The organism is Arthrobacter sp. Z1-9, assembly GCF_054792695.1.
In genome coordinates, this window is the sequence record NZ_CP096457.1 from 20,424 (window position 1) to 46,414 (window position 25,991).

The following is a 25,991-nucleotide window of genomic DNA, read 5'->3' on the forward strand; positions in this document are numbered from 1 at the left end:
ATGATCCACATCCTGTGGAGTACTTAGCCACATTAAAAGCCCATCGTGTCGTGGGAAAGACGGCGTGTTGCTCGAAACGGATAACGCCACGGGGACCTCCAACCACTAGAAGTGGATCACCACGGCCGCGACTGAGACGTGTCTCGGCCGGATACCTCTGTGGCGTCAGCTAGAAGGACGCCAGGTGAGAGCGCGTGGCAGCAACTCGAGGGTCCCCTGACGAATCACGTTTGGCCAAAAAGGCGATCCACCCGTGCGCAATGACCCCGAGCAGAAATGTTGCAGCCGGAGTACATGCCAACGCGGTCGTTGCCGGCACACCCGATGAGTGTGGGCACGAGTGGCTGGCCGAGAAAGCAGCCATGGCGTTCACCTGTCCCGGTCCATGGAAGACTATCCGGGATTGTTTGGAGAATAGAGAGATGGCATTGGCAGTGACACGAGCAGAAAAGAAGCAATCCTTTCGGGAGAAAAAAAGAATCCGGAGGGCGAGGATTTGGTGGGCAAAGAAGAAACGCTCGCGAGGATGGTGGGTGGAGCGTCCGATCCTGTTCACTCTGGTCCTGGCTGCAGTTTTCGCATTCCTATACAGCTCCGGATTTTTCGCCTGCGTAGATCCAGCCTTCAGCGGATCCCCGGTATGCAAGAACGCTATGACGCAACCTTGGGCAACCATAAGCGCTGGCACCTTGGTTCTTCTGGGCGCGATCCTCACCTACCTATCGACTGAGAAAACGCGTGCCCTCACTCGGGAAGAACTCAATCAAACGAAGGTGGATGACGAGCGCTCACACCATCGACAGCTAGAATCTGCACTCAACGACAGATTCGTCAAGGCTGTGGAACAACTTGGCAACAAAGATCAGAACACCGTAAAGCTGGGCGGTGTCTATTCTCTGATGGCGCTAGCTGAAGACTGGGTATCGTTTGGGTTGCTCGTAAAGGATTCTAGGAAACGGGCACGGAAGCAGGCCCAAGTGTGCGTTGATGTTCTTACGGCGTATTTGAAGTCGAATACCCATTTGATTGACCAAGGCAGCGTGAAGACCTTGGAGGAGGGTCTCAGGCAAGAGATATTCCGACTCCTCATTGCGACAAGGGGCCCGAAAGATGCCAAAGACCGTCATGTTCTTCGTTGGACAAAGCTGAATCTGGAGGGGGCAGACATGACCGGAGCAAAGTTAGAAGAGCTTGTTGGGGAAAACATTGACTTAAGCGGCGCTCTGCTCGTCGCAATGGATCTGACTTCTTCAAACTGGAACTTTTTTGGTAGTTTTCAGGGTGCCAGACTAGACCACTCACGATTTTCGTTTGCAGATTTACGGGGGGTTTGCATGGAAAATGCCTGGCTTATTGGAACCAACTTTGAGTTAGCAAAGGTACATCAGGCCCATTTCGACGGCGCTCACCTTGGGGGAACCGATTTTTCAAGCGCGCATGGGCTTACGTCGGAGCAGGTCAAAAGTGCTCACTGTTGGAACGCAGACACGAAATGGCCTGAATCGTTCATCCCCGACCCTCCAATGAAACCGCACGCACAAGACATCATTCCGTTGGGAAACACGACGAATAACCGAAAGTACTGGCTATCTTTTCCGAAAAACAAGGCGACAACACTACGTTGACTTAAACCCCTCACTATTAGCCGTCTCGCACGCGGTTAGTTCCATTTCAGGCTTCGTCACTTGCTGACTAGATAAGTGCCACACCATCCGCGCACTTAGCTATCCGCTAGTGTTTGAAAAGCTGCAGTTAGTTCGGCTGTAGGCCCGTTACCTGAGTTGCGGGCAGTCTGCCAGGACGTCTGCACAACAGCACTCCGGCGGAGTCCGCTTGGAATCTAGCTATTCGGGAACTGGGTCTTGGCCTCACCGCCGGGGCAGCGGTCCACGTCTTTGCCATCAACAGTTACGGTGGCTGACCATCCGAAGCTGGCCCCGAGCCCGGCCAACTTGGCTAACGGGTACCGGACACTGATCTGCTTGTCTGCAGCCACTGCCTCGTTGGTGATGTTCTCCTGCCTAGCGCTCCCGAGGTCGAACAAGAAGTTCGCAATCTCCCGACCGTTCTGAAACTTCGTCCCGAACTGATAACCCTTCCTGCCGTCCGGACTCCATGCCGTCACTGAGTACAGCACCGTCCCCGTTGTTGGAGTGTCCGCAACCGTGTTGAAAGAGACGAACATCAACCTGCCGTCGCTTAGCAGCCGTGTCTGGTCAAGGTCCACAATTTGGGAGGCGGAGTCTCCTGCCTCGTCCTGACAGATCGACTCACCAATCGCCGCCTCACTCGTCGCTGTCGGCGTGGCCGCAGCTGTCGTAGCGGCAGGTGACGAACTGGCCGTCGCGCCGGCTCCGCAGCCCGTCAAGGCCAGCGGTAATGACAGAATCCCCCAAAGTTTCCTCATTCGCCCATATAAGCATGAGGCACGACATGCCCGTTTTTTGTTTCGTACTGCGCGCCCTCAACGGGAAGTTGGCGGCTTCCCCTTATGTCCGTGCTCTTCCCAACCATTGCAGAGTGTCCCTGTCCTTGGAACAGGGGATAGTTCCGGTGGAAAAGCAAGGAACCTGGCTCTTTGCTCGCTGGAACTCGCTTATCTTTGAACACATGACGAACGCCCTTCACCACGCCCAGGTATTCATTGGGTCCTCTACAGAGGGCCTCAAAATTGCCCGGACGCTGCAGGCTGAACTCGAAGCAGCCACGGATTGTGTGGTCAAGCGGTGGGACACTGATACTTTCGCGCCAGGGAGCATCACCCTGGATGCACTAATCGCAAGAGCAAAATCTGTCGATTTTGCCATCCTTGTGGCTACGGGTGAGGACACCATCACAAGCCGAGGCACACAAACCGCAGCGGTTCGAGACAACATCATCCTTGAATTCGGATTGTTTCTTGGAGCGCTTGGGCGGGAACGCGTCTACTTGCTCAGCGTCGGTGATGCCAAGCTGCCATCTGACCTTCTGGGTCTGACCAGGCTCATCTATAGAAATCGGAGGGACGGCGACATCCGAGCCGGCCTCACTGATGCCGTCCTTCGGATAGAAGAAGCCATGGCCAGGCTCGGTCCCCGAGCTTCCCGAACCGAGCCTGAGACAGCACTGGAGACACTTGACGTGGAAACGGTAGCTAAAAAGGCCCTCTCTGAGGTCCCAGGAAAGACCCAAGCGCAACGAGAGACTGCCCATAATGCAGCCCCAGGTTTCCTAGCGGCAAACCATGCAGAGCAGACACTTAAGGCCCTGGAAGAAGAGATCAACTGGCTCTGCAGCAATGCAGCGAGCCAAGGATGGTCCGTGGCCAAGAACAACCCGACGACGCTTCGCCTGCGATCGCCTAAGGGTAAGGAATTCACGCTTCCCCGCAGACGCCCGGCTGGCACCCGTGCTGAACTGAGAAAGTTCGTCACGGAACTACGCGCCAACGGGCTGCGAGTCAACCGCGCACTTCAAGACGCCGTCGAGAACTCCCCGTTCGGCTAGGCCGGTGAGGCTCCCCCCGCGCTTTCTGCCAACTCAATGACACAGTCCCCGCGAGGGGAACAGCGCTCAAACCCGGCCACATACCGGGAGCACCCTACGGGCCGCTGCACCTTGACTTCGTCCTTGAGCTGCTTGGAAAAGGCATCGCGCCATGCACCACCAGGGTGCCCCCGTACAACTTGTAACTCAGCCCTAGAAGGATACGTGATCCACTGAGAACGCCCACAAACACACCCAACAACCTCCGCTTCCCTGGTGATAGAAAATGACTCCAATACGGGAGCTCGCTATGTCGAGGGTCCGTATCAAACGCGCCCAAGACAACATCAAAGACTTCGCGGAGGTACTGCAGGAATACATTGGAAGGCGTCCTGCCGACCTCGCAGTGGACTTAAACGAACTAGGGCAAGGCAGCCTACGCGCGGTCCGTCGCGAACCTATCCCAATTGAGCTACCGATTCTTCTTGGAGAGGCGCTTCAAAATCTCCGCGCGGGTCTAGATAACTGTCTATACGCCGTTGCAATCATCGACTCAGGTATGAATCCGCCACCAGGCGCGGAAAAGCTTCAGTGGCCTATAGCCGTCACGTCCAAAGAGTGGCGGGAGAACAAGAAGCGTCTACAGCACTTGTCGCCGCACCTAATTGCGGCACTCCACCGGATTCAGCCATTCCAAGCAGAATGGCCCGAGTGGAACTGTCTGCGCATCCTGCACGACCTCGCGCGCCTCGACCGCCACCGCTCCCCTCACGAACTGGGCATGTGGCTTGAGGAGGTAAAAGGGACCTACGACAAGGAAGCCATCCATAATTTGGCGGTAAGGGAAGGGCCAGTCGGCGATGACGGCATTGTCGTGACCTTCACCAAAGTGAGTCCGGAAGAGTTGAGTCAACAGATGCTCAGCTTGAACGTCGTGTTAGGGATCGACGTGCGAGGTCTCGAGCTTTCCCCTCATCCAAACACAGGGAAACCTTCTCGACCGTGGGGGCCTCTGGACAACCGTCTGAGAGGCATGTGCAAGGCTGCGGAAGAATACGCCGAAGGATTATTGGACATGGCTCAAAATCCTGATGCGTGGCAGGACGACGAGTAGAAGAGCGCCTTCCAACGTGTCCCACTTCCTTAGAACTGGAACACTCCTGATGGGACACTCCCCCACGGCCTTAGTTTCCTCTAAATTCCGCGTAACCCCACTGTCCCGTATGTTGTTCCAAAACTCCCGCGGCAAACACCTGTCACAGGGATAACTTTCGGTACGGTTTAGGCATGGAAATTGGTTATGCGCGTGTATCAACGGTGAAGCAGGATCTCGCCAGGCAGTTGGATGCCTTGGCGGCCGCCGGCATCGAGACCGTCTTCTCGGACAAGAAGTCGGGAGCCACTACCGATCGTGCGGGGCTTCAGGACGCGTTACGTCACGCCAGATCTGGCGACGTGCTTGTGGTCCATACACTGGATCGGCTGGGCCGGACAGTGCGGGACACCCTAAACCTGGTACACGAACTAAAGGAACGCGGTGTTGGTGTCCGAACCCTGGCCGATCCCCTGCCTATCGACACTTCCAACCCGGAAAGCCCGATGGCGCAGCTGGCGGTTGTCCTGCTGGCACTCTTCGCGGAGATGGAACGAACTTACGCGGCCGAACGGGCCTCGCATGCCCGGGCGGTGGCATCTGCCAACGGCAGGCGTACCGGACGGCCCTCCGTAATTGATGCCGACAAGCTGGAACATGCTGCCCTGCTCCGGGACAAAGGCTTCTCCATGAAGGAGATCACCGCCAAGACCGGGCTGAAACGCACCACCCTGTACCGGCACCTGCCGCCCCGCTCCCCCGCTCCTGGCATGGTGCCTACTAATGCTCTTTGATACCGACACGTTGAGTTTTGCTCTGACCTATGGCGGTACGTTGGTCGTGGCGCTGCTGATGTTTATCGGGCAGCTGACTGCGGCGGTGGTTCTTCTGGTTTGCACCGGGGTCATCTGGCTTACGGCCTACCTCTTCCAAGCGGTCACACGATCATTCCGAACCACTAACCAGCGATGAGAACAGCGTCCGCAGTGTCCTCATCAATGGTGCCGTCCACGGCCGGCTGAGTAGTTAAATATCAGTGGTAGGTTCGCCGTCCGAGATTTGCCCTGAGGCTATGCTCTGCGCGGTCCTTTCGTAGGCAGCGTCGATGTATGCCGCAAGATCGTCTTCCCGGACGCGCCAAATACTGCGTCCACTGAACTGCGCGGCCCCTCGACTCCCCGCTTCTCACCAGGGCATAGACCGCGGGTGCGCCCAGGTTCAGGATTTCCTGAACCTGGGCGCACCGGACAGCATTCTGGGGAAGGACACCGGTGCCGGACCTTTACCTGGTTTAGCCTCGTCTGTCCGCTTCGCCCTGGACTCTTGGTCCTATCTCTAGGTGCTGCATTTCGTCTTGTTCGTTGTCCACACGGGCCCGGCTCTCCCCATCACTGCTAGAGAGCTACGGGGGGGTTTCGGCCCCTTTACGCTTGTGGGCTTAGGCAAGGGCGGTTGTCTTCTTCTCTAGGCATCCGTCTCGCCTTTGGGTGATTCCTTCCGTCGGGTTTCCGGGGTGACGCGCTGCAGCAGAGCGTCGTGGGCTTCCTGGAGGGCGCCTGCCCGAGCCTCCGCGGCCGCCGCCCGGGTCCCTGCCGCCGTGGCGACGGCTGCTGCCTCACGCCGCGCGGACCGTGCCTGTTCCAGCTGCTCTGCAACCACGACGGACTGGTTTTCCAGCTCCGCGATCCGCGCCGTCAGCTCCCCGACAGCGGATTCCTTCTCAGCCGTAGCTTTGTCCAGGTCAGCAACCAATTCGGCGACTTCCTCGTTCAGCTCTTTTTTCTCCTGGACCCAGACCGCTTCGGCGGCGGCATGCCGCTCGTTCGCCGCAGCAGACGCTTCCGCCCAGCACGCACCCGCCAAGCGCGCCGCCTGCTCCAAGATCGCCGCAGGTGTCGCTGCGACCTGTCCCCCGGCCGCCTGCTTTTCCTCCACCCATTCCTTTAGATAGCGCGTGGCATCAGCATTGCTCACTCCCGCCGCCGCGCGCACCGTGGACACGGTCGGCCGCCGCTCAGCACTGATCTGTTCGGCAGCAGTAAAAACACGGTCTTTCACACTCGGGGCCACGGCGGGACCTTTCGAAAGAGTAGTAGTAGGAGTAGAAATGCTACTACTACTACTACTACCAGTCTACTATCCGTCCGATTGTTGCCCCCCGCGGCTCGTCCCCTGGGCCTCTCGGCCGCGTTCCCTTAGCGAGGTTCACTGTTCAGCACGTCGATCAGCGAACGGGCCCCAACCGGTCGACAAAACAACTGCTGGCATCCCTGCTGCGACTGGGAAGGACGGGGGCGTTTGGCCGGCCGATGGCGGACAGGACCAGGACAGGACCTTTCGCCGGCACTCAAGCCGGCCCGTAGATTGGCAATAGGGTGGCCCTATCCGTGGGCCAGAGTCCGCGAGGTCCACACCACCAGGGCCCGAGACACTGCGACTCCCTGCACCCCCCAACTTACGAACTCGCGGAGTCTGTTTGTACGTGACTCCCGGAGACCGCGAGTCCCAGACCACCAGAGTCCAAGACACTGCGACTCCCTGCACCCCCCAACTTACGAACTCGCGGAGTCTGTTTGTACGTGACTCCCGGAGACCGCGAGTCCCAGACCACCAGAGTCCAAGACTCTGCGAATCCCTGAGCCCGGCGCCCGGACCCAGAGACACCCCGGCACTCCCGAACTCACGAACTCACGAAGTCACGAAGTCACGAAGTCTGTTTGTACGCGACTCCAAGAGTCCGCAAGTCCCAGACCACCAGAGTCCAAGACTCTGCGAATCCCTGAGCCCGGCGCCCGGACCCAGAGACACCCCGGCACTCCCGAACTCCCGAACTCACGAAGTCACGAAGTCACGAAGTCTGTTTGTACGCGACTCCAAGAGTCCGCAAGTCCCAGACCACCAGACTCCAAGACTCTGCGAATCCCTGAGCCCGGCCGCCCGGACCCAGAGACACCCCGGCACTCCCGAACTCACGAACTCACGAACTCACGAACTCACGAACTCACGAAGTCTGTTTATACGTGACTCCAAGAGTCCGCAAGTCCCAAACCACCAGACTCCAAGACTCTGCGAATCCCTGCACCCCACCACCACGGAGCCCGGCCCCCGGACCCAGAGACACCCCGGCACTCACGAACTCACGAACTCACGGACTCACCGAGTCACGGAGTCTGTTTACACGTGACTCCCAGAGTCCGCGAGTCCCACACCACCAGAGTCAAGACTCTGAGAATCCCTGCACCCACCACCACGGAGCCCGGCCCCCGGACCCAGAGACACCCCGGCACTCACGAAGTCACGAAGTCACGAAGTCACGAAGTCTGTTTACGGGACTCCCAGAGTCCGCAAGTAGCGGCGCGTGGGCCGGTACAAACTACAGAGTCTGTAACTCTGAGGCATCTCACGGCACCGACCTGGGAGCATCGGCGGCCCCTCCGGACCCTGCCACCCGCGACACACAGAGCACAGTAGGTGACGCCGTCACAAACTACTCGTCGTGGCGATGCCCGACGGTGGCACCCATCAAAAGGGACTTTGAAACTCCCTGGGGGAGTGGCCACCTTGCAAAGGTATAAGCGGACTAACAGAGTTACGTAGTCATGGAGTCACGGACCCAGAGACACCCCCGGCACTCACGGACTCACGGACTCACGGACTCACGGACTCACGAAGTCTGTTTATACGTGACTCCCAGAGTCCGCGAGTCCCAAACCACCAGAGTCAAGACTCTGAGAATCCCTGCACCCACCGCCACGGAGCCCGGCCCCCGGACCCAGAGACACCCCGGCACTCACGAACTCACGAACTCACGAAGTCTGTTTACGGGACTCCCAGAGTCCGCAAGTAGCGGCGCGTGGGCCGGTACAAACTACAGAGTCTGTAACTCTGGGGCATCTCACGGCACCGACCTGGGAGCATCGGCGGCCCCTCTGGACCCTGCCACCCGCGACACACAGAGCACAGTAGGTGACGCGGGACTGTCTGAATAACGGTGTGTGGAGTCCGGCCTGATCCGAAAGGAGACGGCCGTGTCAGAGTCCACGACCGAGATGACAGGGGTGATGATCGATCCTGTGACGGGAGAGATCATCGATCAGAAGGAGCTTGCGGAGCGGTTGCTCGCGCAGGCCAAGGAGCAGGGCGTGAGCCTGGTGGGCCCGGGCGGGCTGCTGAACCAGCTTACGAGGAATGTGCTCGAGACCGCGCTGGAAGCCGAGCTGACCGAGCACCTCGGGCACGAGCACGGCCAGACACCGATCGCAGCCAACATGCGCAACGGCACCAGGTCGAAGACCGTGCTGACCGAGATCGGTCCGGTCGAGATTGAGGTGCCCCGGGATCGGGACGGGTCATTCGAGCCGGTGATCGTGCCCAAGCGGAAACGGCGTCTGGACGGGATTGATCAGATCGTGCTCTCGCTGTCCGCCCGGGGGCTGACCACCGGGGAGATCGCCGCGCACTTTGAGGAGGTCTATGGGGCCAGAGTCTCTAAAGACACCATCAGCCGCATCACGGAGAAAGTCGCCGGGGAACTGGCCGAATGGTCAGCCCGGCCTTTGGATTCGCTCTATCCGGTGCTGTTCGTTGATGCGGTCGTGGTCAAGGTCCGTGACGGGCAGGTGCGCAACACCCCGTTCTACGTCGTCATGGGAGTCACCACCAACGGGGAGCGGGAGATTCTGGGCATCTGGGCCGGCGACGGTGGCGAGGGTGCACGGTTCTGGCTGCAGGTCTTCTCCGAGCTGAAGAACCGGGGCGTGGAAGATGTGCTGATCGCCGTCTGCGACGGGCTCAAGGGCCTGCCCGAGGCGATCACCACCACCTGGGAGCGAACGGTCGTGCAGCAGTGCATCGTGCACCTGATCCGCAACAGCTTCCGCTACGCCGGACGCCAGCACCGCGACGGCATCGTCAAGGCCCTCAAGCCCGTCTACACGGCCCCGTCCGAGCAAGCGGCGAAGGACCGGTTCGCCGAGTTCACAGCCGAATGGGGCCAGCGATATCCGGCCATCGTGCGGCTCTGGGAATCCTCCTGGGCAGAGTTCGTGCCCTTCCTGGAGTACGACGTGGAGATCCGACGGGTCATCTGCACGACGAACGCGATCGAGTCGATCAACGCCCGCTACCGAAGGGCGGTGAGGGCCCGCGGGCACTTTCCGAATGAAACCGCTGCCCTGAAATGCCTATACCTGGTCACCAGATCTCTTGATCCAACCGGCGGTGGCCGGGCACGCTGGGTGATGAGGTGGAAGCCTGCGCTAAACGCGTTCGCAATTACCTTCGCGGGCCGGTTCGAAAGAACCACTCAATAATGAAACCGGCCGGACTCCACACACCGTTTATCGGACAGTCCCGGTGACGCCGTCACAAACTACTCGTCGTGGCGATGCCCGACGGTGGCACCCATCAAAAGGGACTTTGAAACTCCCTGGGGGAGTGGCCACCTTGCAAAGGTATAGGCGGACTAACAGAGTTACGTAGTCATGGAGTTACAGAGGAACGCAGTCACCGACTCTGTGCGTCTACGGCGGTTCATCCAGCTGTGGGGGAGTGGGACTGGTAATTTTGGCGTAGCGCTTGCCGGCGACTAAAAGATGTTCTCTCCGTTTGATGGAGCTGACCCAACCTTTTCTGGTTGTGCAACTTTGGTGGAGTCCCAATCCGCAGTCGGTCCGAGTGCCACGGTAACCGAACTTAAGGAAGCACTCATGAGAGTCGTATCTGTCGTCAACCAAAAAGGCGGCGCGGGAAAAACCACCACGGTGATGAATCTGGCCGCCGTTGCCGCCCAGAGCTCGAAGGTGCTTGTCGTCGACGCCGACCCGCAAGGTTCAGTAACCATGTGGGCAACGAACGCAGAGGAACTCCCTGAGAAGGAGCAGTTGCAGTTCGACGTTGCGACTGAAACGGATCCCGAAGCGCTCACACAAATGCGCGATCTCGACTATGACACTGTCTTCGTCGACACCCCAGGTAACTTGGAAAACATTTCAGTGCTCAAGGCCATCGTTAGCCAGTCGGACTTCATTGTGATGCCTACAGAAGCCACTCCTTTGGCCCTTTTGCCTCTCGTCTACACTTTCGAAAAGATAGTCCAACCCTCCGGTCTGGACTACAGAGTCGTGGTTACAAAGGCCGACTCGCGTTCCCCGCAGGACGCGCTGGACGCCCAGGAGATGTTGCGAGAGCAGGGAATCCTTGTATGCAACTCATTTGTTCGCGCGTACAAGGCACACGAGCGGGCGCCAATGTACGGGACTGTGGTCACTTCCTACGAAAAGACCCGCAACTCTGAGAAAGCAACTATGGATTACAAAGACGTCGCCCTGGAACTGTTTAGTCTCTGGGCCAAGACCAGGAAGGGCTGAACTCAATGGCGCTCAAAGGTGGGTTCAAGAACTTTGCAAACCAGACACGTGAGATTAAGGAAGCCCCTCCTATTGACCTCGGTGGAGAGGCACCTACCCTGCATATTGTCCATGAGGCCGCTGCTTTGCATAATGCCTCACAAGCCCCTTCGACAGAACAAGCTGCCACGCCCGTTCCGGCTGCTGACCCTGCAACAGAGTCAAGTGGGGGAGTGGGGCCGGAGATTACGGCCAAGCACGAAAAGGCCATTGTGCATCCCTCTTCGACCCAAGCGGCAGAAGAGCTTGAGGGACCTACTGTTTCCAGCCATACCCATTACACACAGCTGGTCCGCAAGGAATTGCGGCTGCACGCAGACCAGGCCGACGAGCTGACAGTACTAGCTACTAGGGTTCAACGCGCCCGCAAGGAAAAGGGTGAGCGGATTACGGACAACACATTGATCCGAGTTGCCGTAGACCTGCTGCTGAAACGCCAGAAGGAGTTGGTTGGTTCCACTGAGGATGAGCTCCGCGTTGCGTTAGGCCTAACCCCAAGGGCTTGAATACATCTGAAGTGTCACGTCCCCTAGCCAAGGTGAGCCTGGCACTTGCGGACGATTGACATTAGCACTCTGTTAGTCCGGGACTACCGGACAAACAGAGTGCGTCAGTACCAGATTGCAGAACCGGCTGGAGTGATTTTGGATGGATCATCCTGCCCGTGTGAATGCCATGTCCGTCATGGCCCACTCGTCCGGCGGACCTTCGAATTCCTCCCACGGATAGTTCTCATCGGGGGAAAGGAGCTCGGCGACGGTATTAACGTTCCTGGACAGCCACTCCCGCCAGAGAATTCGTTCTATCCGGTAGCGCTGCAGCTGCGCAGCGACAGCCTCCACGACGCCGAAGTACTCGGCAAGGTCCTTCAACGACGTCGCAGTTACCACTGACCAGGCTCTTGTGTTATCCCGAGCGATCATGTTCCACGCGGCCATTACCTCGAGCGCTTCGCTAACAGCCGTCCTGGAGAGCCTAGTCAGCTTAATGATTCCCGCCGTCGACAGACCGGGGGAGTGCTCCAACGCCTCGTAAACGAAAGCCGCCGGCAGACCAAGCTCGCGGAATACCGGCCTCATGGCATGGATCTTCCCCTTCTGCCACGTCAAGTCCTCGGCTGCCGCCTTCACATCCTCCGGCACGGTAAGCATGTAGAGATCACCTTTGGTGCCACGGCCTTCTTCGACCAGGGTTACCAAGCCGTCGTTCTCGTCGCGCAACGCTCTCAGATGGGACCCGACAGTCGTGTGGTCAAGTCCGGTAGCGATCGCGATGGACCTGACGCCGAATTCCACAAACCTCGACGCTGTCATGTGTGCAGCCTCCCCGAGTGATCTCAGCACCATTCTGCGGGCCAGTCCGGTCCTCGAATCGAGGTAGGCATGCTCTTTTAGTCTGAGCGCGTTGCGCCATGTTCTGATGTGCCGGTGCTCTGCGTCGGCATTAGTGGGGGGCGAGTTCGCTTGGTTCCCCTGGGCGGGGGCGTGTGTAGTTGGCTGGCTTGTGGGGGATATATGGGCATTGTTCTTTCCTGCTCTGGATCCCGGGTTTTTCAATACATATGTGATCGCTTCCAGCCAGTCGCGGCGTAAGGCTTTGCCTCTGTGCCGGGAGGCGTAGCGGGCATAGAAAGAGGCCAATCCCGGCCAGGTCCCCTGCATCATCCGGCGTTCGACATCTGTCAGTTCCATCCCCGCCGCCGCTGCTGCGACGAGGATTGCTTGCCGGGCATCTGAGTCGGTAGCGTAGCGGTTCGCGTCATAGAGTCCTGTTTGTGCCATTTGTTGCATAACCCGGGACATCCGGCCGCTGGGGTGTTGAATTTTGGGTGCCTCGACATCCGTCTGCGAGAACGTCTGTTGCAGACGCAGCGCACGCACGGCGTTGATCTCCCCGGCTAAATCGGCATTCATGGCAGCCCATACGGAGGCTGAGTTGGGCCGTCGAGCGACGTCGTAAGCCATGCTGAGGCTCATAGCCAGTTCTTGGTGGCCGCCGCGCTTGTGGGGAGAACCTGGAGTCCGCATGCAGCCGTGCAAAAGGTTCTGATGAGGGGACTTATCCAGGCTAGGGTGACGGTTACCTAAGGCCTCGACAAGATCGCGTGCTTCAGAAAAGGTGACCCGCTTCTTGAGCGGGATGTAAACGTGCCGGCCGCCGTTAGGGGAGTAGTCCTCAATCCACCGCGCACCGCACGAATGCAGCCAGGTCTGAACGGCGCGGACATCGGCTTCCACCCGGTCAATACCTACGACTGAGGAATCAAAGTCAAGGAAGATCGCCGCGCACGTGCCGTCCTTGCCGAAGATCCGGACCGCCGCAGGGAAGGCCGGAAGCGCTGGCGTTAGGGTTCGTTCATGTTTCTGCGGGTAAGTCTTTCCGCCGTCGCGGGAAAGACGCATGCGAGGTTGCCCAGCCAGCAAGGGAGCGAGTGCGGTCCAAGCTTCGGCGGGACGGCATAGTGCATGCGGCGCGCCCGGACTCTGTGAGTCTGTGCATGCGCGCATCTCGTGGGGTACGATGATGCTATTCCTCTCAAGGGATAGGAAGAGGCCCGGACCGCAAGGCCCGAGTTGATTCTCAAGGACTCTCTACCTCGTCGCCGGCAAGCAAAAAAGGTAGTGAGTCAAATGCTTAGAAGGCCCGCCTCGTGCGGGCCTTCGTCATTTAAGAGGCGATGCGGCCGATGGGCAGCTCCTCTTAATATTTGGGATGGTCATGACGCCTTCGCCATGGGCAATGTCTCTTGGGCGTCGAGCGCTTCTAAATCGATGGTCTGTAAGTGCTCATGGAGGAGCCTGGCCACGATGTCAGACCGAGTTTCAGCAGTAAGTTCTACGACTCTGCGTAACTTATCTGCGTCGGCCCTTGGAATCTTTGCCGTGACAACGTGACGGTCGCCTTTGTGCATGCGTGCCATGAGTCCTCCTAAATAGGGTGCTGGAACTACCCAATCGCAATTAGATTGCATTAAGTGGGATGCTGGGCGTCGGCGTGTCGGTGCCTCAGCCCTGGATGGACTTAAGCCCCAGGGCTTCTCCCAGTTCGGCATATCGTTGCTCCACCTCAACCGTCACCAGACTGTAGCGAACACGCATGCCGCTCCGCTCCTCTGATGCGGGCGGATCTTGCATCACTACACCTTCATCAGCCAGCAACTGAAGGTTATGCTTCGCCGTCGCCACTCCAATCTCGAGACCGCTTGCCACTTCACCTCGGGTGGCGGGGCCATGGCTGGCCAAGTAGCCGATGATCGCCACCCTTGTCAGATTCCCGAAGGCGTTAATTATCCGTTCCAGGTGGGCATCGGACCTTGGGCGAACATAGCGGGGCATAGGCCAATCTTGCCGTACGTCTCGAACAACCTGCATAGTTCGAGACTAGCGGCTAATTAAACTATCCGCTAGTCTTTCTATACGCCGAAGTGACAGGCATGTCATTTGCATGTGACAACAGCCACATGGACGTGACCTGACATGCATATCTCGGCAATTTGTTGGAGAATCGGCCCCGGCCATGGAAGTCGAGCCAGCTATTGGTGATTTGAGGATTGTTTTGGAAAGCCGCAGGAACAACGTGATGGTCTGGCTCGCTAGCTGGCGACGACCAATAACGACACGGTGCTGAGGGTCGGCGCTCGGCCCCTCAGCTCTGCTCTGCGTGCAATAGGGGAGTTGTGAAACCGAAGGTGCTCGTGATTGGTGCGGCTGTCCTATTGCCAACCATGCTTTTTGGGCTGATCTTTTCGATCCTTCTACTTTTCAAATCCGAAAAGCCAGCTGTTGCTTCGTGTGGCCCCACAGTTTCCATCGTTCTCGATGAAGACATCAGAGGCGATGGCTACTCAGCAGAGCAGTTGAAGAACGCCGCAGCAATCATGAATGCTGGCCGCACACTGAACGTCCAAGCCAAGGGCCTAATAATTGCGGTGATGGTTTCCCTGGGGGAGTCGGGCCTGCGGGTTCTGGATTACGGCGACGGACCGGGCCCTGACTCGCGAGGGTTGTTCCAGCAGCGCGACAACGGCGCGTGGGGCTCCTACGCGGACCGCATGGACCCGACCATCAGCGCCACGAACTTCATCAAGGCCCTGCAAAAGGTCGAAGGTTGGGAGCTGCTGGAGCCGACCATCGCCGGCAACAAGGTCCAGCGCAACGCGGACCCGTACCACTACCAGAAGTACTGGCCCGAGGCCGTCAAGCTCGTCCAGGCACTCTCGGACGGGAAGTTTTCCCTCGAAGGCAGCGACTGCGCCATCCCGGGCCAGTCCGGTGCCGGGGATGACTACCCGTGGAAAGACTCTCCTACCTGGATGCAGGTCGGCGCCAGCACAGCCGCCGCATCACCGCTGGGCATGTTCTACCGCGAATGCGTGGACTTCGCCCTGTGGCGGGTGAACCAGCAAATGGGGTCCACCGGTGAACCGTTCAAGTTCCTCAATGGCAACTTCCGCCCCGACGGGCAGGGCCTTGGTTCGGCCCTGACGTGGAAGGCCGGCTGGGACGCCAAAGGCTGGGCCACCGGCGCCACACCTCGGGTCGGGGCGGTCGTCTGGTACGCACCGGGAACCGGGGGAGCGGACCCCACCTTCGGTCACGTCGCCGTGGTCAAGGAAGTCAAGGACGACGGGACCTACGTCGAAGAGGGCTACAACGGCAACCCGCCCCCGGACGATCACAACTACTACACCCGGACGGTCAGCAACACCGTTCCGTCAGCGTTCCTGTACCTGCCCACCCAAGAGGAGAAAAAGTGAAGAAGCCCCTGGCCCTCATCGCAGTAGCCCTGCTCTGCGCCGCATGTGCACCGGCAGCGAACACCACGCCTGCACCGGCAGAATCGACCGCCACGCCTTCCGCGCCGGTTTCGCTGAGCGCCAGCAGCGGACCGCAGGCTCCCGGAGGCACGGTCCCGGCCACGATCGGCATTACCTGGGATCAGGCCAGCAAGGACGCGGCCGTGGAGGTTGCTGAAAAGGCCATGGCGGACTTTGCCCGCCCCGGTCTGGAGGAAAAGCAGTGGGCGGATGATCTTGCCCGTTGGCTCACGCCACAGGCGACTGCCGATTACTCGGCGGTGGACCCGGCCAACATTCCCGCCAGCCGCGTCACCGGCCCGGCCACGCTGAGCGTCGATGAAGCCAACGGCTTCGGGGTCATGGCAGCGGTGCCGACCGACGCCGGGACCTACTCGGTGCAGCTGCTCCGCACGGGCAAGGAATCCCCGTGGAGGGTCAACCGGCTCACACCACCGGATTCCTGATCCCACCCCCTCCACGTTTCAGAAAGGTAGAACGCTATGGTCATGAACCAGACAGATGTCCCGGCTTTCCCCAAGATCCACGCCATTGTCCGTGCCAACGGCACGGCCGAGGTCGTTGTTGCCGGCAACTCCCGGAATGTGAAAGCGGCAGAATCCTTGCAGCAACTCCGCGACAACGCCCTGTCCCTCGTCGTCAGGGAAGCGAAGACGCTGAACCGCCCGGTCCGGGTCCAGGTCGATGATCCGGATGGCCAGGGTGAGCTGATCGTGAACCCGGACGGTACTAAGGAGTCCGTCAACTACTTGGCCAAAGCCCGCCGCCGCGTGGCCGAAGCTCCCACCCCCGCAGCATCCCTGCCTGCTCCTGCGGTTGCAGAATCCATCCCAGCGCCCAGCAAAGACGGGTCGATTACTGAGGTACCGGGCAACGTCCCATTAGCGACAGGAACATCTATGACCCCGACACCCGCAACCACGCCGACCCCGGAGGCGCAGGAGGCACCGACCCGGCGCAGCTTGAAGGAAACCTCCTTCCTGGTCAGCGCCCCGGTCCTGGAACCTGCCACGAAGGGCTGGCGGGGTGCGCTCACGCGCTTTGGCTTCCGGATGGACCCGTCAGCCGAAGAGCTCTCCGAGCGGGAGGATATCCGCACGGTCAGCCAGCACTGGCCCGGTCCCCGGACCATTGCCGTGGTCAACCGTAAGGGCGGGGCGAACAAGACCCCCACGGTGGTCATGCTCTCGGCCATCCTCGCCCGCTACAGCGGGGCCGCGACCGTCGCCTGGGACAACAACGAGTCCCAAGGCACCTTGGGCTGGCGGACCGAAAAGGGCGCCCATGACCGGAGCGTCCTGGACCTGATTGATTCCTCGACCGAACTGCTTTCCCCGTCAACGAACGCCGCCGAGATTGCCAAGTTCGTCCACCACCAGACCGCAGACAAATTCGATGTCCTGCGCTCGGATGAGAACGAGGAAGGTGACCACGAGGTCACGGCTGAGGAAGTGGACATCGCCCACCAGGTCCTCACCCGCTATTACCGGCTGGTGGTCATGGACTCGGGCAACACTGCCCGGGCGGCGAACTGGCGCCGGATGATTCACCACACCAACCAGCTCGTCGTGCCGGTGACGGCCATTGAGGACCGCGCCGAAGCTGCCCGGCTGACGCTGCAGACCCTCGAATCCCGTGGTGGCCACGACGCCGAACTGGCCCGCAACGCAGTTGTGATCGTCTCTGAATCCACCGACGCGAAGCGCGCCATGTCCGGGGATGCGTTGAAGCGGGCCAAGGACGAGGCGCAGCGCATTGCGGACGGCTTTGAACCGTTCGTCCGGGCTGTCGTGAGGATTCCGTACGACCCGGCGCTGGTCAACGGACCCATCCGCTACGAAGCCCTCCAGCCCGCCACCCAGCGCGCATGGCTCGCCGCCGCGGCAGCCGTCGCCAAAGGCTTCTAAACCCACCCATTATCCGGACTTTCGAAAGGAGGACCCATGCAACAGTCCCTGAACCCCTGGATCACCAGCCCAGAAACGGCAGAGCCCGAAGCGGCCACCGCAGATGAACATGTTTCTCCGCCGGCGATCATCACCCGCCCGGTCTTGGGGATGGTGGAACCTGACGCGGCTGACCGCCTCGCCCGTCGCGCGGTCACCGGTACGGCCACGGTCTGGGTTACCGGTGTTCATGGAGGATCGGGCGAAACCCGGCTCAGCCATCTCGTGGAGGGCGCACGCCCGACAGAACATGCCTGGCCCATCCTTGAAGACGGCTTCAGCAAGCCTGCCGTCCTCCTGGTTTGCCGCTCAGACATGCACGGACTGAAAGCCGCGCAAAGAGCCCTCATCCAATGGGCCTCGGGCGCAGCCCCCGACGTCAACCTGCTAGGCCTCGCGGTCCTGGCCGATGCACCGGGAAAACTACCCAAAGCCCTGCGGGACTTCGCAGCTCTCATCGGCGGAGGAGCCCCCCGGCTCTGGATGCTCCCTTGGGTCGAGTCCTGGCGGCTAGGGGACACCAACACCGGGAAACCCGGCCGGGAGTATCAACGCCTGATCGCCGACCTCACAGCCCTCACCAACTAATCAATCAACAGCTCTACAGCGCCATACTTCGAAAGGTCTCACCGTGAACTTCATCGCAGCTCTTCCCGCCAGCGTCATCCCGAATCCGACCCCTGTTGTGCCTCCCCAGGCACAGGGCCTGCTCACCGTACTGAACTGGGCCTCCGGCATCGGCCTGGTCCTCGGCGTTTTGGGCGTGATCATCGTCGGCATCGGCATGGTCATCCAGCTCCGACGCGGCGAAGGCGGCGAATCCATTGCCAAGCTCGGCTGGGTCCTCGCCGGCTGCATCATCATCACAGGCGCCTCCGGCATCGTCCGCGCCTTCGTCTAACCCAATCCTCGGAGGTTCATCATGAGCGAATCGACACAGAACACCACCGGACAGAATCCATTTACCAAACCCGGATTCGTCATTTCGGCTGCCCTCGTGGTTGCGCTGATAGCTGCGGTCATCGTCATCTTCCTCATCCCGAAAGGGGGAGGAAATGCACAGCCGGGGCCAGCCCCTTCGGGAAACAACGCCTCAGCCGCCCCGTCAGGTGATTCTGCAGACGAGAGTATCTGTGGCCTGCCGTCAGCCTCGGAGACAGCGCTAGGCGCTGCCCCTAAGTCCAATTGGGAGCTTGTCGGCAGGATGGCGACACCAACCGATCCCGATACATATGGGCCTGGTGTGATCGACAGCGATGGTTTCCGCTCATGCTTCGCTCGATCCCCGACCGGAGCACTCTATTCAGCAGTCAACATGATCGCCCTAAGCTCCTCGGATTCCCAGGTACTTAACTCCAAGGTGACTGACAGACTGCTGGTGCCGGGACCCGGCCGGGACATAGCCATGAAGGACTCCGCAACGTCATCACCCTCCACGGGCACTGATACTACGGTTCAGATCAAAGGGTTCCTGGTCAAGGCTTACACCCCGACGGAAGCCGATGTTGACCTAGCTTTTGAGACCAGGAACGGGATCTTGGCACACACCGTTCTTCCTCTCCGGTGGATGGACGGAGACTGGAAAGCAAAAGTATCGGACGAAGGTAAGTTGATCAACGAGATCACTCAGCTCCGCGACCTTAGCTCTTTTATCGCGTGGTCCGGCGTCTGAAATGGCTGAATGCGAGATCATCGATCTTGGCTGCCAAACCGGTAACGCCATCTCAGGAGCCCTCGACGACGCGATTTCAAGCCTAGCCGAGTCCATTCTGGAAGGCTTGAGCCAGATGGTGACGACTCTGTCGACCTTCTGGGTAAGTATGCCAACTACCAACCTCACGACGGAGGATGGCACGACGGCAAGCCCGGTGGTGGGTTTCCTTAATTCGGAACTGTCTTACTGGACGCTTACGCTGGCCGTTTTATCCGTCATTCTTGGCGGTACCCGCATGATCTGGGAGCAGCGGGGCGCACCCTTGAAGGACCTGCTCCGGTCTCTCCTAACCCTCACGCTAGTTGCGGGTCTAGGTCTGGGAGTTATCTCCATCCTGGTGATCGCAACTGATGAGTTTTCAGCAGCCATCATCGAACGCTCCACGGAGGGCAAGGGCTTCGCGGACGCCATGAGTCTCTTGGTGATGGTGAACCAGCCCGGCATCGGGGTTTTCATCCTGATCATCCTGGGCCTGGTCGGCCTGCTCGCGTCATTGGTCCAGATCGTCCTTATGGTCGTCCGCAGCGGCATGTTGGTCATACTGGCTGGCATTTTGCCCACCACCGCCGCTTTCACCAATACGGAGATGGGCCGGCAGTGGTTCCAGAAGGCGATGGGCTGGACAATCGCGTTCATTCTTTATAAGCCGGCTGCAGCGATCGTGTACGCGGTGGCGTTTCAGCTCATGGGCTCGTTTTCCGGCACGAACGCTTTGATTGGCTCCATCACAGGCCTTGCCTTGATGATCGTTGCCCTGTTGGCCTTGCCGGCTTTGATGCGGTTTGTCACCCCGATGGTTGGTGCGGTCGCGTCGGGTTCTGGCGGGGGCGCTGCTGCTGCTGCAGGGGCCATGGCCACTGGTGCTGTATCCATGGGCCGCAGCGGAAGCGGCCGCGGGAATGCGTCACCGACCCCGCCCAGCCAGCCGTCCAAGAATGGTGCGTCTCCTGGCGGCAGCCAAGGCCCCGGGGGAACTAACGGCGGCAACGCTAAACCTTCACCGGGATCCGCCGGAGCGTCCGGAGCCGGGGGAGTGCCCGGTAAGGGCACTACAGGAAGCGTCGGGGCCGCGACAGCAGGGGCGGGGACCGGCACCGCTGGTGCTGGAGCCGTGTCGGGGGCGGCGAAGGCTGCAGGTCCGACCGGTGTCGCTGTCGCCGTCGGCGCGCAGGTAGCTTCAAGGGTCTCTTCGGCCGCACAACAGACCGCGCAGGATTCAACGGGGGAGGGCCCCAGTGGCAGCAATTAATACCGAATACAAGGAACCGTCCTACGGAAACTGGCGGGTCCCGAGGTCCGCCGGTCTCGGGGACCTTGGTGCTATCGGCACCGGCATTGTCATGGCCGGGCTGCTGCTGGGCATCATCAGTTTTGCCATCTGGGGCCTCTTCGCGGGCCTGGGCGTCCTGGCCGTCGCCGGGGTGCTGGTCCTGCTGCTGACCGTCAAGGACAAGCACGGCCAGTCCGTGGTGGACCGTTTCGCGACCCGGATGAATTTCCGGCTCGCCCGTTCCTCGGGTGCGAACTTGTACCGCTCGGGCCCGCTGGGGGTGACGGAGTGGGGCATGTACCAGCTCCCGGGGCTGGCGGCGAAATCACGCCTGTATGAGTTCAACGACTCCTACAACCGCCCCTTCGCAATGCTCCACGTACCGACCACCAGCCACTTCACCGTCATCTTTTCCACCGAACCAGACGGTGCCTCGCTCGTGGATCCGGAGCAGGTCGATGCGTGGGTGGCGAACTGGGGTGGTTGGCTCGCCGGACTGGGCGATGAGGCAGGGCTGGAAGCCGCCGCAGTGACCGTGGAGACAGCCCCGGACTCCGGGTACCGGTTGCGCAATGAAGTCGAGATGAACATTGACGAGAACGCCCCCGAAGCGGCCAAGGCCATCCTCCGCGAGGTTATCCGGACCTACCCGGAAGGATCGGCGACCGTGCGGGCCTGGGTATCCCTGACCTTCAACGCCTCCCTCCGTGCAGGGTCCCGGAAGCGGGAACCGGAGGACGTCGCCCGCGACATCGCCTCCCGCATCCCCGGGCTGGGTGCCCGGTTGCAGTCCACCGGAGCCGGGATCGCCCGACCGATGTCAGCGCAGGAACTGTGCGAGGTCGTACGGATTGCCTACGACCCGCCCGCGGCGCTGATTATCGATGAAGCCCACGCAGCCGGGTCCCCGGTCGCCCTGACCTGGGGCGAGGTCGGCCCCACCGCCACCCAGGCCGGCTGGGACGAGTACCGGCACGATTCCGCGTTCTCTGTCTCCTGGACCATGACGGGTGCGCCACGGGGTTCGGTGAACTCTTCGGTCTTGTCCCGGCTGCTGGCCCCGCACGGGGATGTCGACCGCAAACGCGTCTCCCTGCTCTACCGCCCGATGGATTCCGCCCGCGCCGCCGCAGTGGTGGAGCGGGACCAGAACAACGCCAACGTCCGGATCACCTCCGGAAACCGGCCCAGCGCCCGGGCCCTCGTCGATGCCCGGTCGGCGGCCCAGACAGCCCAAGAAGAAGCCCAGGGTGCCGGGCTCGTGAACTTCGGCATGGTCGTCACTGCCACGGTCACCGACGCTACCCGGCTTCCGGATGCGGTGGCAGCGATCGAGCAAACCTCCGGAACCGCAAGGGTCCTGCTTCGCCGCGCCTACGGCTCACAGGACACCGCTTTCGCCGCGTCCTTACCGCTGGGCCTGGTGCTGCCCAAACACATCCTGCTGCCCAGCGAAATCAGGGAGGCCCTCTAAATGGCCCGCAACACGTTCCTGCAAGCGAAAAAAGTGAAAACAGTAAAGACAGCAAAAAAGTCTTCCAGCGGTGAAGGGGAGGGGACGTCGCGTCCTGGCCGTGTCAGGGGACCCGGCTCACGCGGCTGGGGCGGCCGTGGTGGGGGAGCAGCTGCCCTGGTTCCTGCGGTGCGGGAGTACCGGGGAACGACGGTGCAGGTCTGCGGGTTGTGGCCGTTCAGCTCCGGCACGTCCTCGCCGATGATTGGTGTGCCGCTGGGCCGGCATGAGGAGACCCAGGCGACAGTCTGTTGCGACCCGATCAGCTGGTTCCAGCGCGCCCACCTGATCTCCAACCCGTCTGCGTTCATCCTCGGCAAACCCGGGCTGGGAAAATCCACGCTGGTGCGACGGATGCTCCTGGGCCTCTCCGGCCAAGGCGTGCACCCCCTCGTGCTGGGGGACCTGAAGGCAGAGCACGTCGACGCGGTCGAGGCTTTGGGCGGTCAGGTCATCCGACTCGGCCGGGGACGGGGCTACCTGAACATCCTCGATCCCGGCCAGGCCGTCGAGGTCGCCCAACTGCTGGAAGAACAAGGGCACCACGACGCGGCCGTACGGGTCCGGGCCGACGCCCACGGCCGGCGACTGAACATGGTCGTCTCCCTCATCACAATCAGCCGGAACTCACCCCCGACAGATCAGGAACAGACCATCCTTGACCGGGCCCTGCGGGTCCTCGATGACACCTTCGACGGAATTCCGGTCCTGAAAGACCTCCTCGACGTCATCACCGCGGCCCCGGCCGAGCTGCGCCAGGTCGCCCTGGACCGCGGCGACATGACCGTCTACCTGCAGGAAACACGTGCGCTGGAAGCGACCCTGCTGGGCCTGACCGGTGGAGGGAAGCTCGGCGAAATCTTCTCCCGGCAGACCACTAACCCCATGCGGCGGGACCGGGCCGTGGTCTTCGATGTCTCCAGCATCGACGAGACCGAAACCGACCTGCAGGCAGCGGTCCTGCTGGCATGCTGGTCCTACGGATTCGGGACCGTCAACGTCGCCAACGCCCTCGCCGACGCCGGGCTGGAACCGCGCAGGAACTACTTCGTCGTCCTCGATGAACTGTGGCGGGCGCTTCGCTCCGGCAAAGGCATGGTCGACCGCGTCGACGCCCTCACCCGGCTGAACAGGAGTGTTGGTGTCGGGCAAGTCATGATCTCCCACACCATGTCCGACCTGCTGGCCCTCCCGGCGGAGGAAGACAGGATGAAAGCCCGCGGGTTCGTTGAACGTTCCGGCATGGTCATCTGCGCAGGCCTCCCGGCTTCGGAGATGCCGCTGCTGACCGCTGCGATCCCGCTCTCAAAGCAGGAACAGCAGAAGCTCATCTCCTGGCAGGACCCGCCCGCATGGGACTCCCGCGGCGGCGACGTCGAACCCCCGGGCCGGGGAAAGTTCCTGATCAAAGTCGGCGGCCGCCCCGGCATCCCCGTCCAAATCGGTTTAACCTCCATCGAAGCCTCCCTGAACGACACAAACCGACTGTGGAATCCAGCGGAAACCCTGCGGAATGCGGCAGCTCCAATCCGGGAAGAAGGTGCGGCATGAGTGCCCCGAACCGCAAGGGAACCGGCCTCGGCGACGCCCTGGGGATTTGGCTCGCCATCGGCGCCGCCACCATCTTCGGCGGCGGCACCTGGGCCGCGGCCCACCTCGGGTCCTGGATGGCCGGCCTCGCCGCCCCGCCGGCGCACCCGATTGACCTGATCGCCGGGCTGGCCAAGGGCCGGGTGCCCTGGCCGGACCAAGCAACTGTAGTGGCCTGCGTGCTGGCCGGGGTGCTGATCGCACTGCTGGTGACGGTACTGGTGGTCCGGTCCCGGACCGCGAGTAAACGCACCAGGGTGGACAAGGCAGCGGTGTACATGGGCCGGGGCAAGGACCTGAACCACCTCTCGACCAAAGGCGCCACGGCCACGGCAGTGCGCCTCGGCGTGGAAAACTCCACCGGCGTCCGCCTCGGCCGCAGCGTAGCCGGGAAGCGCCCCCTCTGGGCATCCTGGGAGGACATGCTGATCCTCATCGCCGGGCCCCGCACGATGAAGACCACCTCCTACGCCGTCCCCGCCATCCTGGACGCACCCGGCGCGGTGATCGCCACTTCCAACAAACGCGACATCGTCGACGTCACCCGCCCCATCCGCTCCGAGGCCGGGCAGGTGTGGGTCTTCGACCCGCAAGCCGTCGCCGAGGAAGAACCATCCTGGTGGTGGAACCCGCTCTCCTACGTGAAGAACGAAGCCACAGCAGGGAACATGGCCTCCCACTTCGCCGCAGGCTCCCGGGAACCCGGAACAAAACCCGACGCCTACTTCGACCCCGCCGGGCAAAACCTGCTCAAAGCCCTCCTGCTCGCCGCCTCACTCAGCGCCGCCCCAATCACGCAGGTATACACCTGGCTGACCCGCCCGCACGACGAAGCACCGGCAGACATCCTCCGCGCCGCCGGCTTTGACCTGCTGGCAGACATGGTCATCGGCCACATCAGGGAACCGGAAAAGCAGCGGGCCGGCGTCTATGGCACCGCCCGGCAAATGGTCTCCTGCCTCACCGACCGGGACGTCAGCCAATGGGTCACCCCCACACCGGGCACCACCGTCGCCAACGACCCCCGCCCGCAGTTCGTCCCCGAAGACTTCGTCCGCGGCAAAGGCACCCTTTACAGCCTCTCCCGCGAAGGCGTCGGAACCGCCGGCCCCCTCGTCACGGCCCTGACCGTCGCCGTCGTCGAAGCTGCCGAAAAGTACGCCACCTCCCAACCCGGCGGGCGCCTCGCAACCCCGCTGCTGGGCATCCTCGATGAAGCCGCAAACGTCTGCCGGTGGAAAGCCCTGCCGGACCAGTACAGCCACTACGGCTCCCGCGGCATCATCCTCATGACCATCCTGCAGTCCTGGTCCCAGGGCGTGGAAGTCTGGAACCTCGAAGGAATGCGGAAACTCTGGTCAGCATCCAACGTCAAAATCTACGGCGGCGGCGTCTCCGAAGTCGGCTACCTCGACGAGCTCTCCCGCCTCATCGGCCAATACAGCTACATCAACGTCTCCCGCAGCCACAGCAGAACCGGATCCTCATCCTCCCGACAGGAAAGCAAGGACGAAATCCTTTCCGTCGCCGACCTGACAGCGCTGCCACGGTTCCGGGCCATCCTGCTCGCCTCCGGCGCCCCGGCCACCATGATCGAAACGATTCCCTGGATGAACGGGCCCCACGCCCAAAAGGTCAAAGACTCCCTCGCAGCCAAGGAAACAACTGAGCGTGCCCCTGTGGTTGTTGCCGCCCACAACCCTTGGACGGACGAGGACAAGGCGTGAGTGAAGAGTTCGCGGACGCGTTCCGGGACGAAGAGGAGCAATCCCCGGCCGGCGGGCACAGCCACGCTGAGCCCGAACCGGAACTGGTGTACTCCAGCGCCGTGGAGTTCTTCGCTGACCTCCTGGCCCAGTCCTACGTCCGCGAAGTCAACGAAGGCGCAGCCAACGCGTGGTGCCCCGAGTGGTACAAACATCCCGAAGCCCTGATTCGGATGGAAGCCATCTGGCGGGCCTGGGAACACCTACGGCTCGAACCTGCCCTCGGGGTCAGCACCTGGTGGCTGAACCACGCAGACCCGCACATGCGCATCCTCATGGACAAGGAAGGCCCGTTCAAAAAATGCGCTTACGATGGCCACAAAACCCCCACCCCTGACAAGACTGCTCTTCCCCATATAACCCCTGAAGCAGGAATCTTTGACTAACACCGCCGGATGGTCACGAACTGAC

The 25,991-nt window shown here is 61.2% G+C and carries 23 protein-coding genes; 19 read left to right on the forward strand and 4 right to left on the reverse strand.

All coding sequences use genetic code 11. From position 1 onward, the window contains the following. Positions 1-422: 422 nt before the first annotated feature. On the forward strand, positions 423-1,625 hold the full coding sequence (locus tag M1D93_RS20105) for a pentapeptide repeat-containing protein (protein ID WP_461175240.1): 1,203 nt from the start codon (positions 423-425) through the stop codon (positions 1,623-1,625). A 215-nt stretch (positions 1,626-1,840) separates the two neighbouring features. On the opposite strand, the gene M1D93_RS20110 is transcribed toward M1D93_RS20105, so the two are convergent. After that, positions 1,841-2,227, reverse strand: coding sequence for a hypothetical protein (locus M1D93_RS20110; protein WP_461175241.1), 387 nt, complete (start codon positions 2,225-2,227; stop codon positions 1,841-1,843). 293 nt (positions 2,228-2,520) lie between these two features. Between M1D93_RS20110 and M1D93_RS20115 the strand changes: the two genes are divergently transcribed. From M1D93_RS20115 to M1D93_RS20130, 4 genes are all read left to right on the forward strand, one after another. Further along, on the forward strand, positions 2,521-3,486 hold the full coding sequence (locus M1D93_RS20115) for a nucleotide-binding protein (RefSeq protein ID WP_461175242.1): 966 nt from the start codon (positions 2,521-2,523) through the stop codon (positions 3,484-3,486). A 289-nt stretch (positions 3,487-3,775) separates the two neighbouring features. Then, entirely contained in the window at positions 3,776-4,579 is an 804-nt protein-coding gene (locus M1D93_RS20120) for a hypothetical protein (RefSeq protein WP_461175243.1), read from the forward strand. A gap of 173 nt (positions 4,580-4,752) precedes the next feature. Further along, positions 4,753-5,352, forward strand: coding sequence for a recombinase family protein (locus M1D93_RS20125; protein WP_461175244.1), 600 nt, complete (start codon positions 4,753-4,755; stop codon positions 5,350-5,352). After that, on the forward strand, positions 5,342-5,530 hold the full coding sequence (locus M1D93_RS20130; protein WP_461175245.1) for a hypothetical protein: 189 nt from the start codon (positions 5,342-5,344) through the stop codon (positions 5,528-5,530). The genes M1D93_RS20125 and M1D93_RS20130 overlap by 11 nt, the downstream gene beginning before the upstream one ends. Before the next feature lie 492 nt (positions 5,531-6,022). Here M1D93_RS20130 and M1D93_RS20135 read toward each other — a convergent pair whose 3' ends face one another. Next, the gene (locus M1D93_RS20135) at positions 6,023-6,628 is read right to left on the reverse strand and encodes a DNA-binding protein (protein WP_461175246.1); all 606 of its coding nucleotides are present in this window, start codon (positions 6,626-6,628) and stop codon (positions 6,023-6,025) included. Positions 6,629-8,619: 1,991 nt separating this feature from the next. Here M1D93_RS20135 and M1D93_RS20140 point away from each other — a divergent pair. The 3 genes from M1D93_RS20140 to M1D93_RS20150 all read left to right on the forward strand — a co-directional run bounded on the left by M1D93_RS20140 (position 8,620) and on the right by M1D93_RS20150 (position 11,471). Continuing rightward, the gene (locus tag M1D93_RS20140) at positions 8,620-9,870 is read left to right on the forward strand and encodes an IS256 family transposase (RefSeq protein ID WP_461175327.1); all 1,251 of its coding nucleotides are present in this window, start codon (positions 8,620-8,622) and stop codon (positions 9,868-9,870) included. Between the two features lie 396 nt (positions 9,871-10,266). Next, positions 10,267-10,926 (forward strand): ParA family protein, encoded by a 660-nt coding sequence (locus M1D93_RS20145; RefSeq protein WP_461175247.1) that lies wholly within the window; start codon positions 10,267-10,269, stop codon positions 10,924-10,926. Between the two features lie 5 nt (positions 10,927-10,931). After that, on the forward strand, positions 10,932-11,471 hold the full coding sequence (locus tag M1D93_RS20150) for a hypothetical protein (protein WP_461175248.1): 540 nt from the start codon (positions 10,932-10,934) through the stop codon (positions 11,469-11,471). Positions 11,472-11,618: 147 nt separating this feature from the next. Here the strand turns inward: M1D93_RS20150 and M1D93_RS20155 are convergent, their stop codons facing one another. Both M1D93_RS20155 and M1D93_RS20160 read right to left on the reverse strand, forming a co-directional pair. After that, entirely contained in the window at positions 11,619-13,472 is a 1,854-nt protein-coding gene (locus tag M1D93_RS20155) for a winged helix-turn-helix domain-containing protein (RefSeq protein ID WP_461175249.1), read from the reverse strand. Positions 13,473-13,970: 498 nt separating this feature from the next. Continuing rightward, positions 13,971-14,225, reverse strand: coding sequence for a helix-turn-helix domain-containing protein (locus M1D93_RS20160; RefSeq protein WP_461175250.1), 255 nt, complete (start codon positions 14,223-14,225; stop codon positions 13,971-13,973). A 464-nt stretch (positions 14,226-14,689) separates the two neighbouring features. On the opposite strand from M1D93_RS20160, the gene M1D93_RS20165 reads away from it, so the two are divergent. Genes M1D93_RS20165 through M1D93_RS20215 form a run of 11 tightly spaced genes read left to right on the forward strand, consistent with a single transcriptional unit; the run spans position 14,690 to position 25,966 of the window. Then, entirely contained in the window at positions 14,690-15,721 is a 1,032-nt protein-coding gene (locus M1D93_RS20165) for a CHAP domain-containing protein (protein ID WP_461175328.1), read from the forward strand. Beyond that, the gene (locus M1D93_RS20170; RefSeq protein WP_461175251.1) at positions 15,718-16,227 is read left to right on the forward strand and encodes a hypothetical protein; all 510 of its coding nucleotides are present in this window, start codon (positions 15,718-15,720) and stop codon (positions 16,225-16,227) included. The genes M1D93_RS20165 and M1D93_RS20170 overlap by 4 nt, the downstream gene beginning before the upstream one ends. Positions 16,228-16,269: 42 nt before the next feature. Beyond that, positions 16,270-17,688 carry a MinD/ParA family ATP-binding protein gene (locus tag M1D93_RS20175; RefSeq protein WP_461175252.1) on the forward strand — a complete coding sequence of 473 codons (1,419 nt, stop codon included), beginning with the start codon at positions 16,270-16,272 and terminating at the stop codon, positions 17,686-17,688. A 36-nt stretch (positions 17,689-17,724) separates the two neighbouring features. Beyond that, on the forward strand, positions 17,725-18,315 hold the full coding sequence (locus M1D93_RS20180) for a DUF6668 family protein (protein ID WP_461175253.1): 591 nt from the start codon (positions 17,725-17,727) through the stop codon (positions 18,313-18,315). A gap of 43 nt (positions 18,316-18,358) precedes the next feature. Continuing rightward, positions 18,359-18,628 (forward strand): hypothetical protein, encoded by a 270-nt coding sequence (locus M1D93_RS20185; RefSeq protein WP_012311500.1) that lies wholly within the window; start codon positions 18,359-18,361, stop codon positions 18,626-18,628. A gap of 21 nt (positions 18,629-18,649) precedes the next feature. After that, entirely contained in the window at positions 18,650-19,399 is a 750-nt protein-coding gene (locus M1D93_RS20190; protein ID WP_461175254.1) for a hypothetical protein, read from the forward strand. 1 nt (position 19,400) lies between these two features. Further along, entirely contained in the window at positions 19,401-20,690 is a 1,290-nt protein-coding gene (locus M1D93_RS20195; RefSeq protein ID WP_461175255.1) for a hypothetical protein, read from the forward strand. After that, positions 20,677-22,185, forward strand: coding sequence for an SCO6880 family protein (locus tag M1D93_RS20200; RefSeq protein ID WP_461175256.1), 1,509 nt, complete (start codon positions 20,677-20,679; stop codon positions 22,183-22,185). The genes M1D93_RS20195 and M1D93_RS20200 overlap by 14 nt, the downstream gene beginning before the upstream one ends. After that, positions 22,186-23,775 carry a helicase HerA domain-containing protein gene (locus tag M1D93_RS20205; RefSeq protein ID WP_461175257.1) on the forward strand — a complete coding sequence of 530 codons (1,590 nt, stop codon included), beginning with the start codon at positions 22,186-22,188 and terminating at the stop codon, positions 23,773-23,775. Then, positions 23,772-25,541: a type IV secretory system conjugative DNA transfer family protein gene (locus M1D93_RS20210; protein ID WP_461175258.1), complete on the forward strand. Its 1,770-nt coding sequence runs from the start codon at positions 23,772-23,774 to the stop codon at positions 25,539-25,541. Before M1D93_RS20205 ends, M1D93_RS20210 begins: the two co-directional genes overlap by 4 nt. Further along, entirely contained in the window at positions 25,538-25,966 is a 429-nt protein-coding gene (locus tag M1D93_RS20215; protein ID WP_461175259.1) for a DUF4913 domain-containing protein, read from the forward strand. The genes M1D93_RS20210 and M1D93_RS20215 overlap by 4 nt, the downstream gene beginning before the upstream one ends. The last annotated feature ends 25 nt before the right edge of the window (positions 25,967-25,991 follow it).

Bases quoted from the DNA above. Each gene is read 5' to 3' on its own strand.
- M1D93_RS20105 (WP_461175240.1), top strand. From the start codon at position 423: ATGGCATTGGCAGTGACACGAGCAGAAAAGAAGCAATCCTTTCGGGAG.
- M1D93_RS20120 (WP_461175243.1), top strand. From the start codon at position 3,776: ATGTCGAGGGTCCGTATCAAACGCGCCCAAGACAACATCAAAGACTTC.
- M1D93_RS20125 (WP_461175244.1), top strand. From the start codon at position 4,753: ATGGAAATTGGTTATGCGCGTGTATCAACGGTGAAGCAGGATCTCGCC.
- M1D93_RS20130 (WP_461175245.1), top strand. From the start codon at position 5,342: ATGCTCTTTGATACCGACACGTTGAGTTTTGCTCTGACCTATGGCGGT.
- M1D93_RS20140 (WP_461175327.1), top strand. From the start codon at position 8,620: ATGATCGATCCTGTGACGGGAGAGATCATCGATCAGAAGGAGCTTGCG.
- M1D93_RS20145 (WP_461175247.1), top strand. From the start codon at position 10,267: ATGAGAGTCGTATCTGTCGTCAACCAAAAAGGCGGCGCGGGAAAAACC.
- M1D93_RS20150 (WP_461175248.1), top strand. From the start codon at position 10,932: ATGGCGCTCAAAGGTGGGTTCAAGAACTTTGCAAACCAGACACGTGAG.
- M1D93_RS20155 (WP_461175249.1), bottom strand. From the start codon at position 13,472: ATGCGCGCATGCACAGACTCACAGAGTCCGGGCGCGCCGCATGCACTA.
- M1D93_RS20165 (WP_461175328.1), top strand. From the start codon at position 14,690: ATGCTTTTTGGGCTGATCTTTTCGATCCTTCTACTTTTCAAATCCGAA.
- M1D93_RS20175 (WP_461175252.1), top strand. From the start codon at position 16,270: ATGAACCAGACAGATGTCCCGGCTTTCCCCAAGATCCACGCCATTGTC.
- M1D93_RS20180 (WP_461175253.1), top strand. From the start codon at position 17,725: ATGCAACAGTCCCTGAACCCCTGGATCACCAGCCCAGAAACGGCAGAG.
- M1D93_RS20190 (WP_461175254.1), top strand. From the start codon at position 18,650: ATGAGCGAATCGACACAGAACACCACCGGACAGAATCCATTTACCAAA.
- M1D93_RS20195 (WP_461175255.1), top strand. From the start codon at position 19,401: ATGGCTGAATGCGAGATCATCGATCTTGGCTGCCAAACCGGTAACGCC.
- M1D93_RS20205 (WP_461175257.1), top strand. From the start codon at position 22,186: ATGGCCCGCAACACGTTCCTGCAAGCGAAAAAAGTGAAAACAGTAAAG.
- M1D93_RS20210 (WP_461175258.1), top strand. From the start codon at position 23,772: ATGAGTGCCCCGAACCGCAAGGGAACCGGCCTCGGCGACGCCCTGGGG.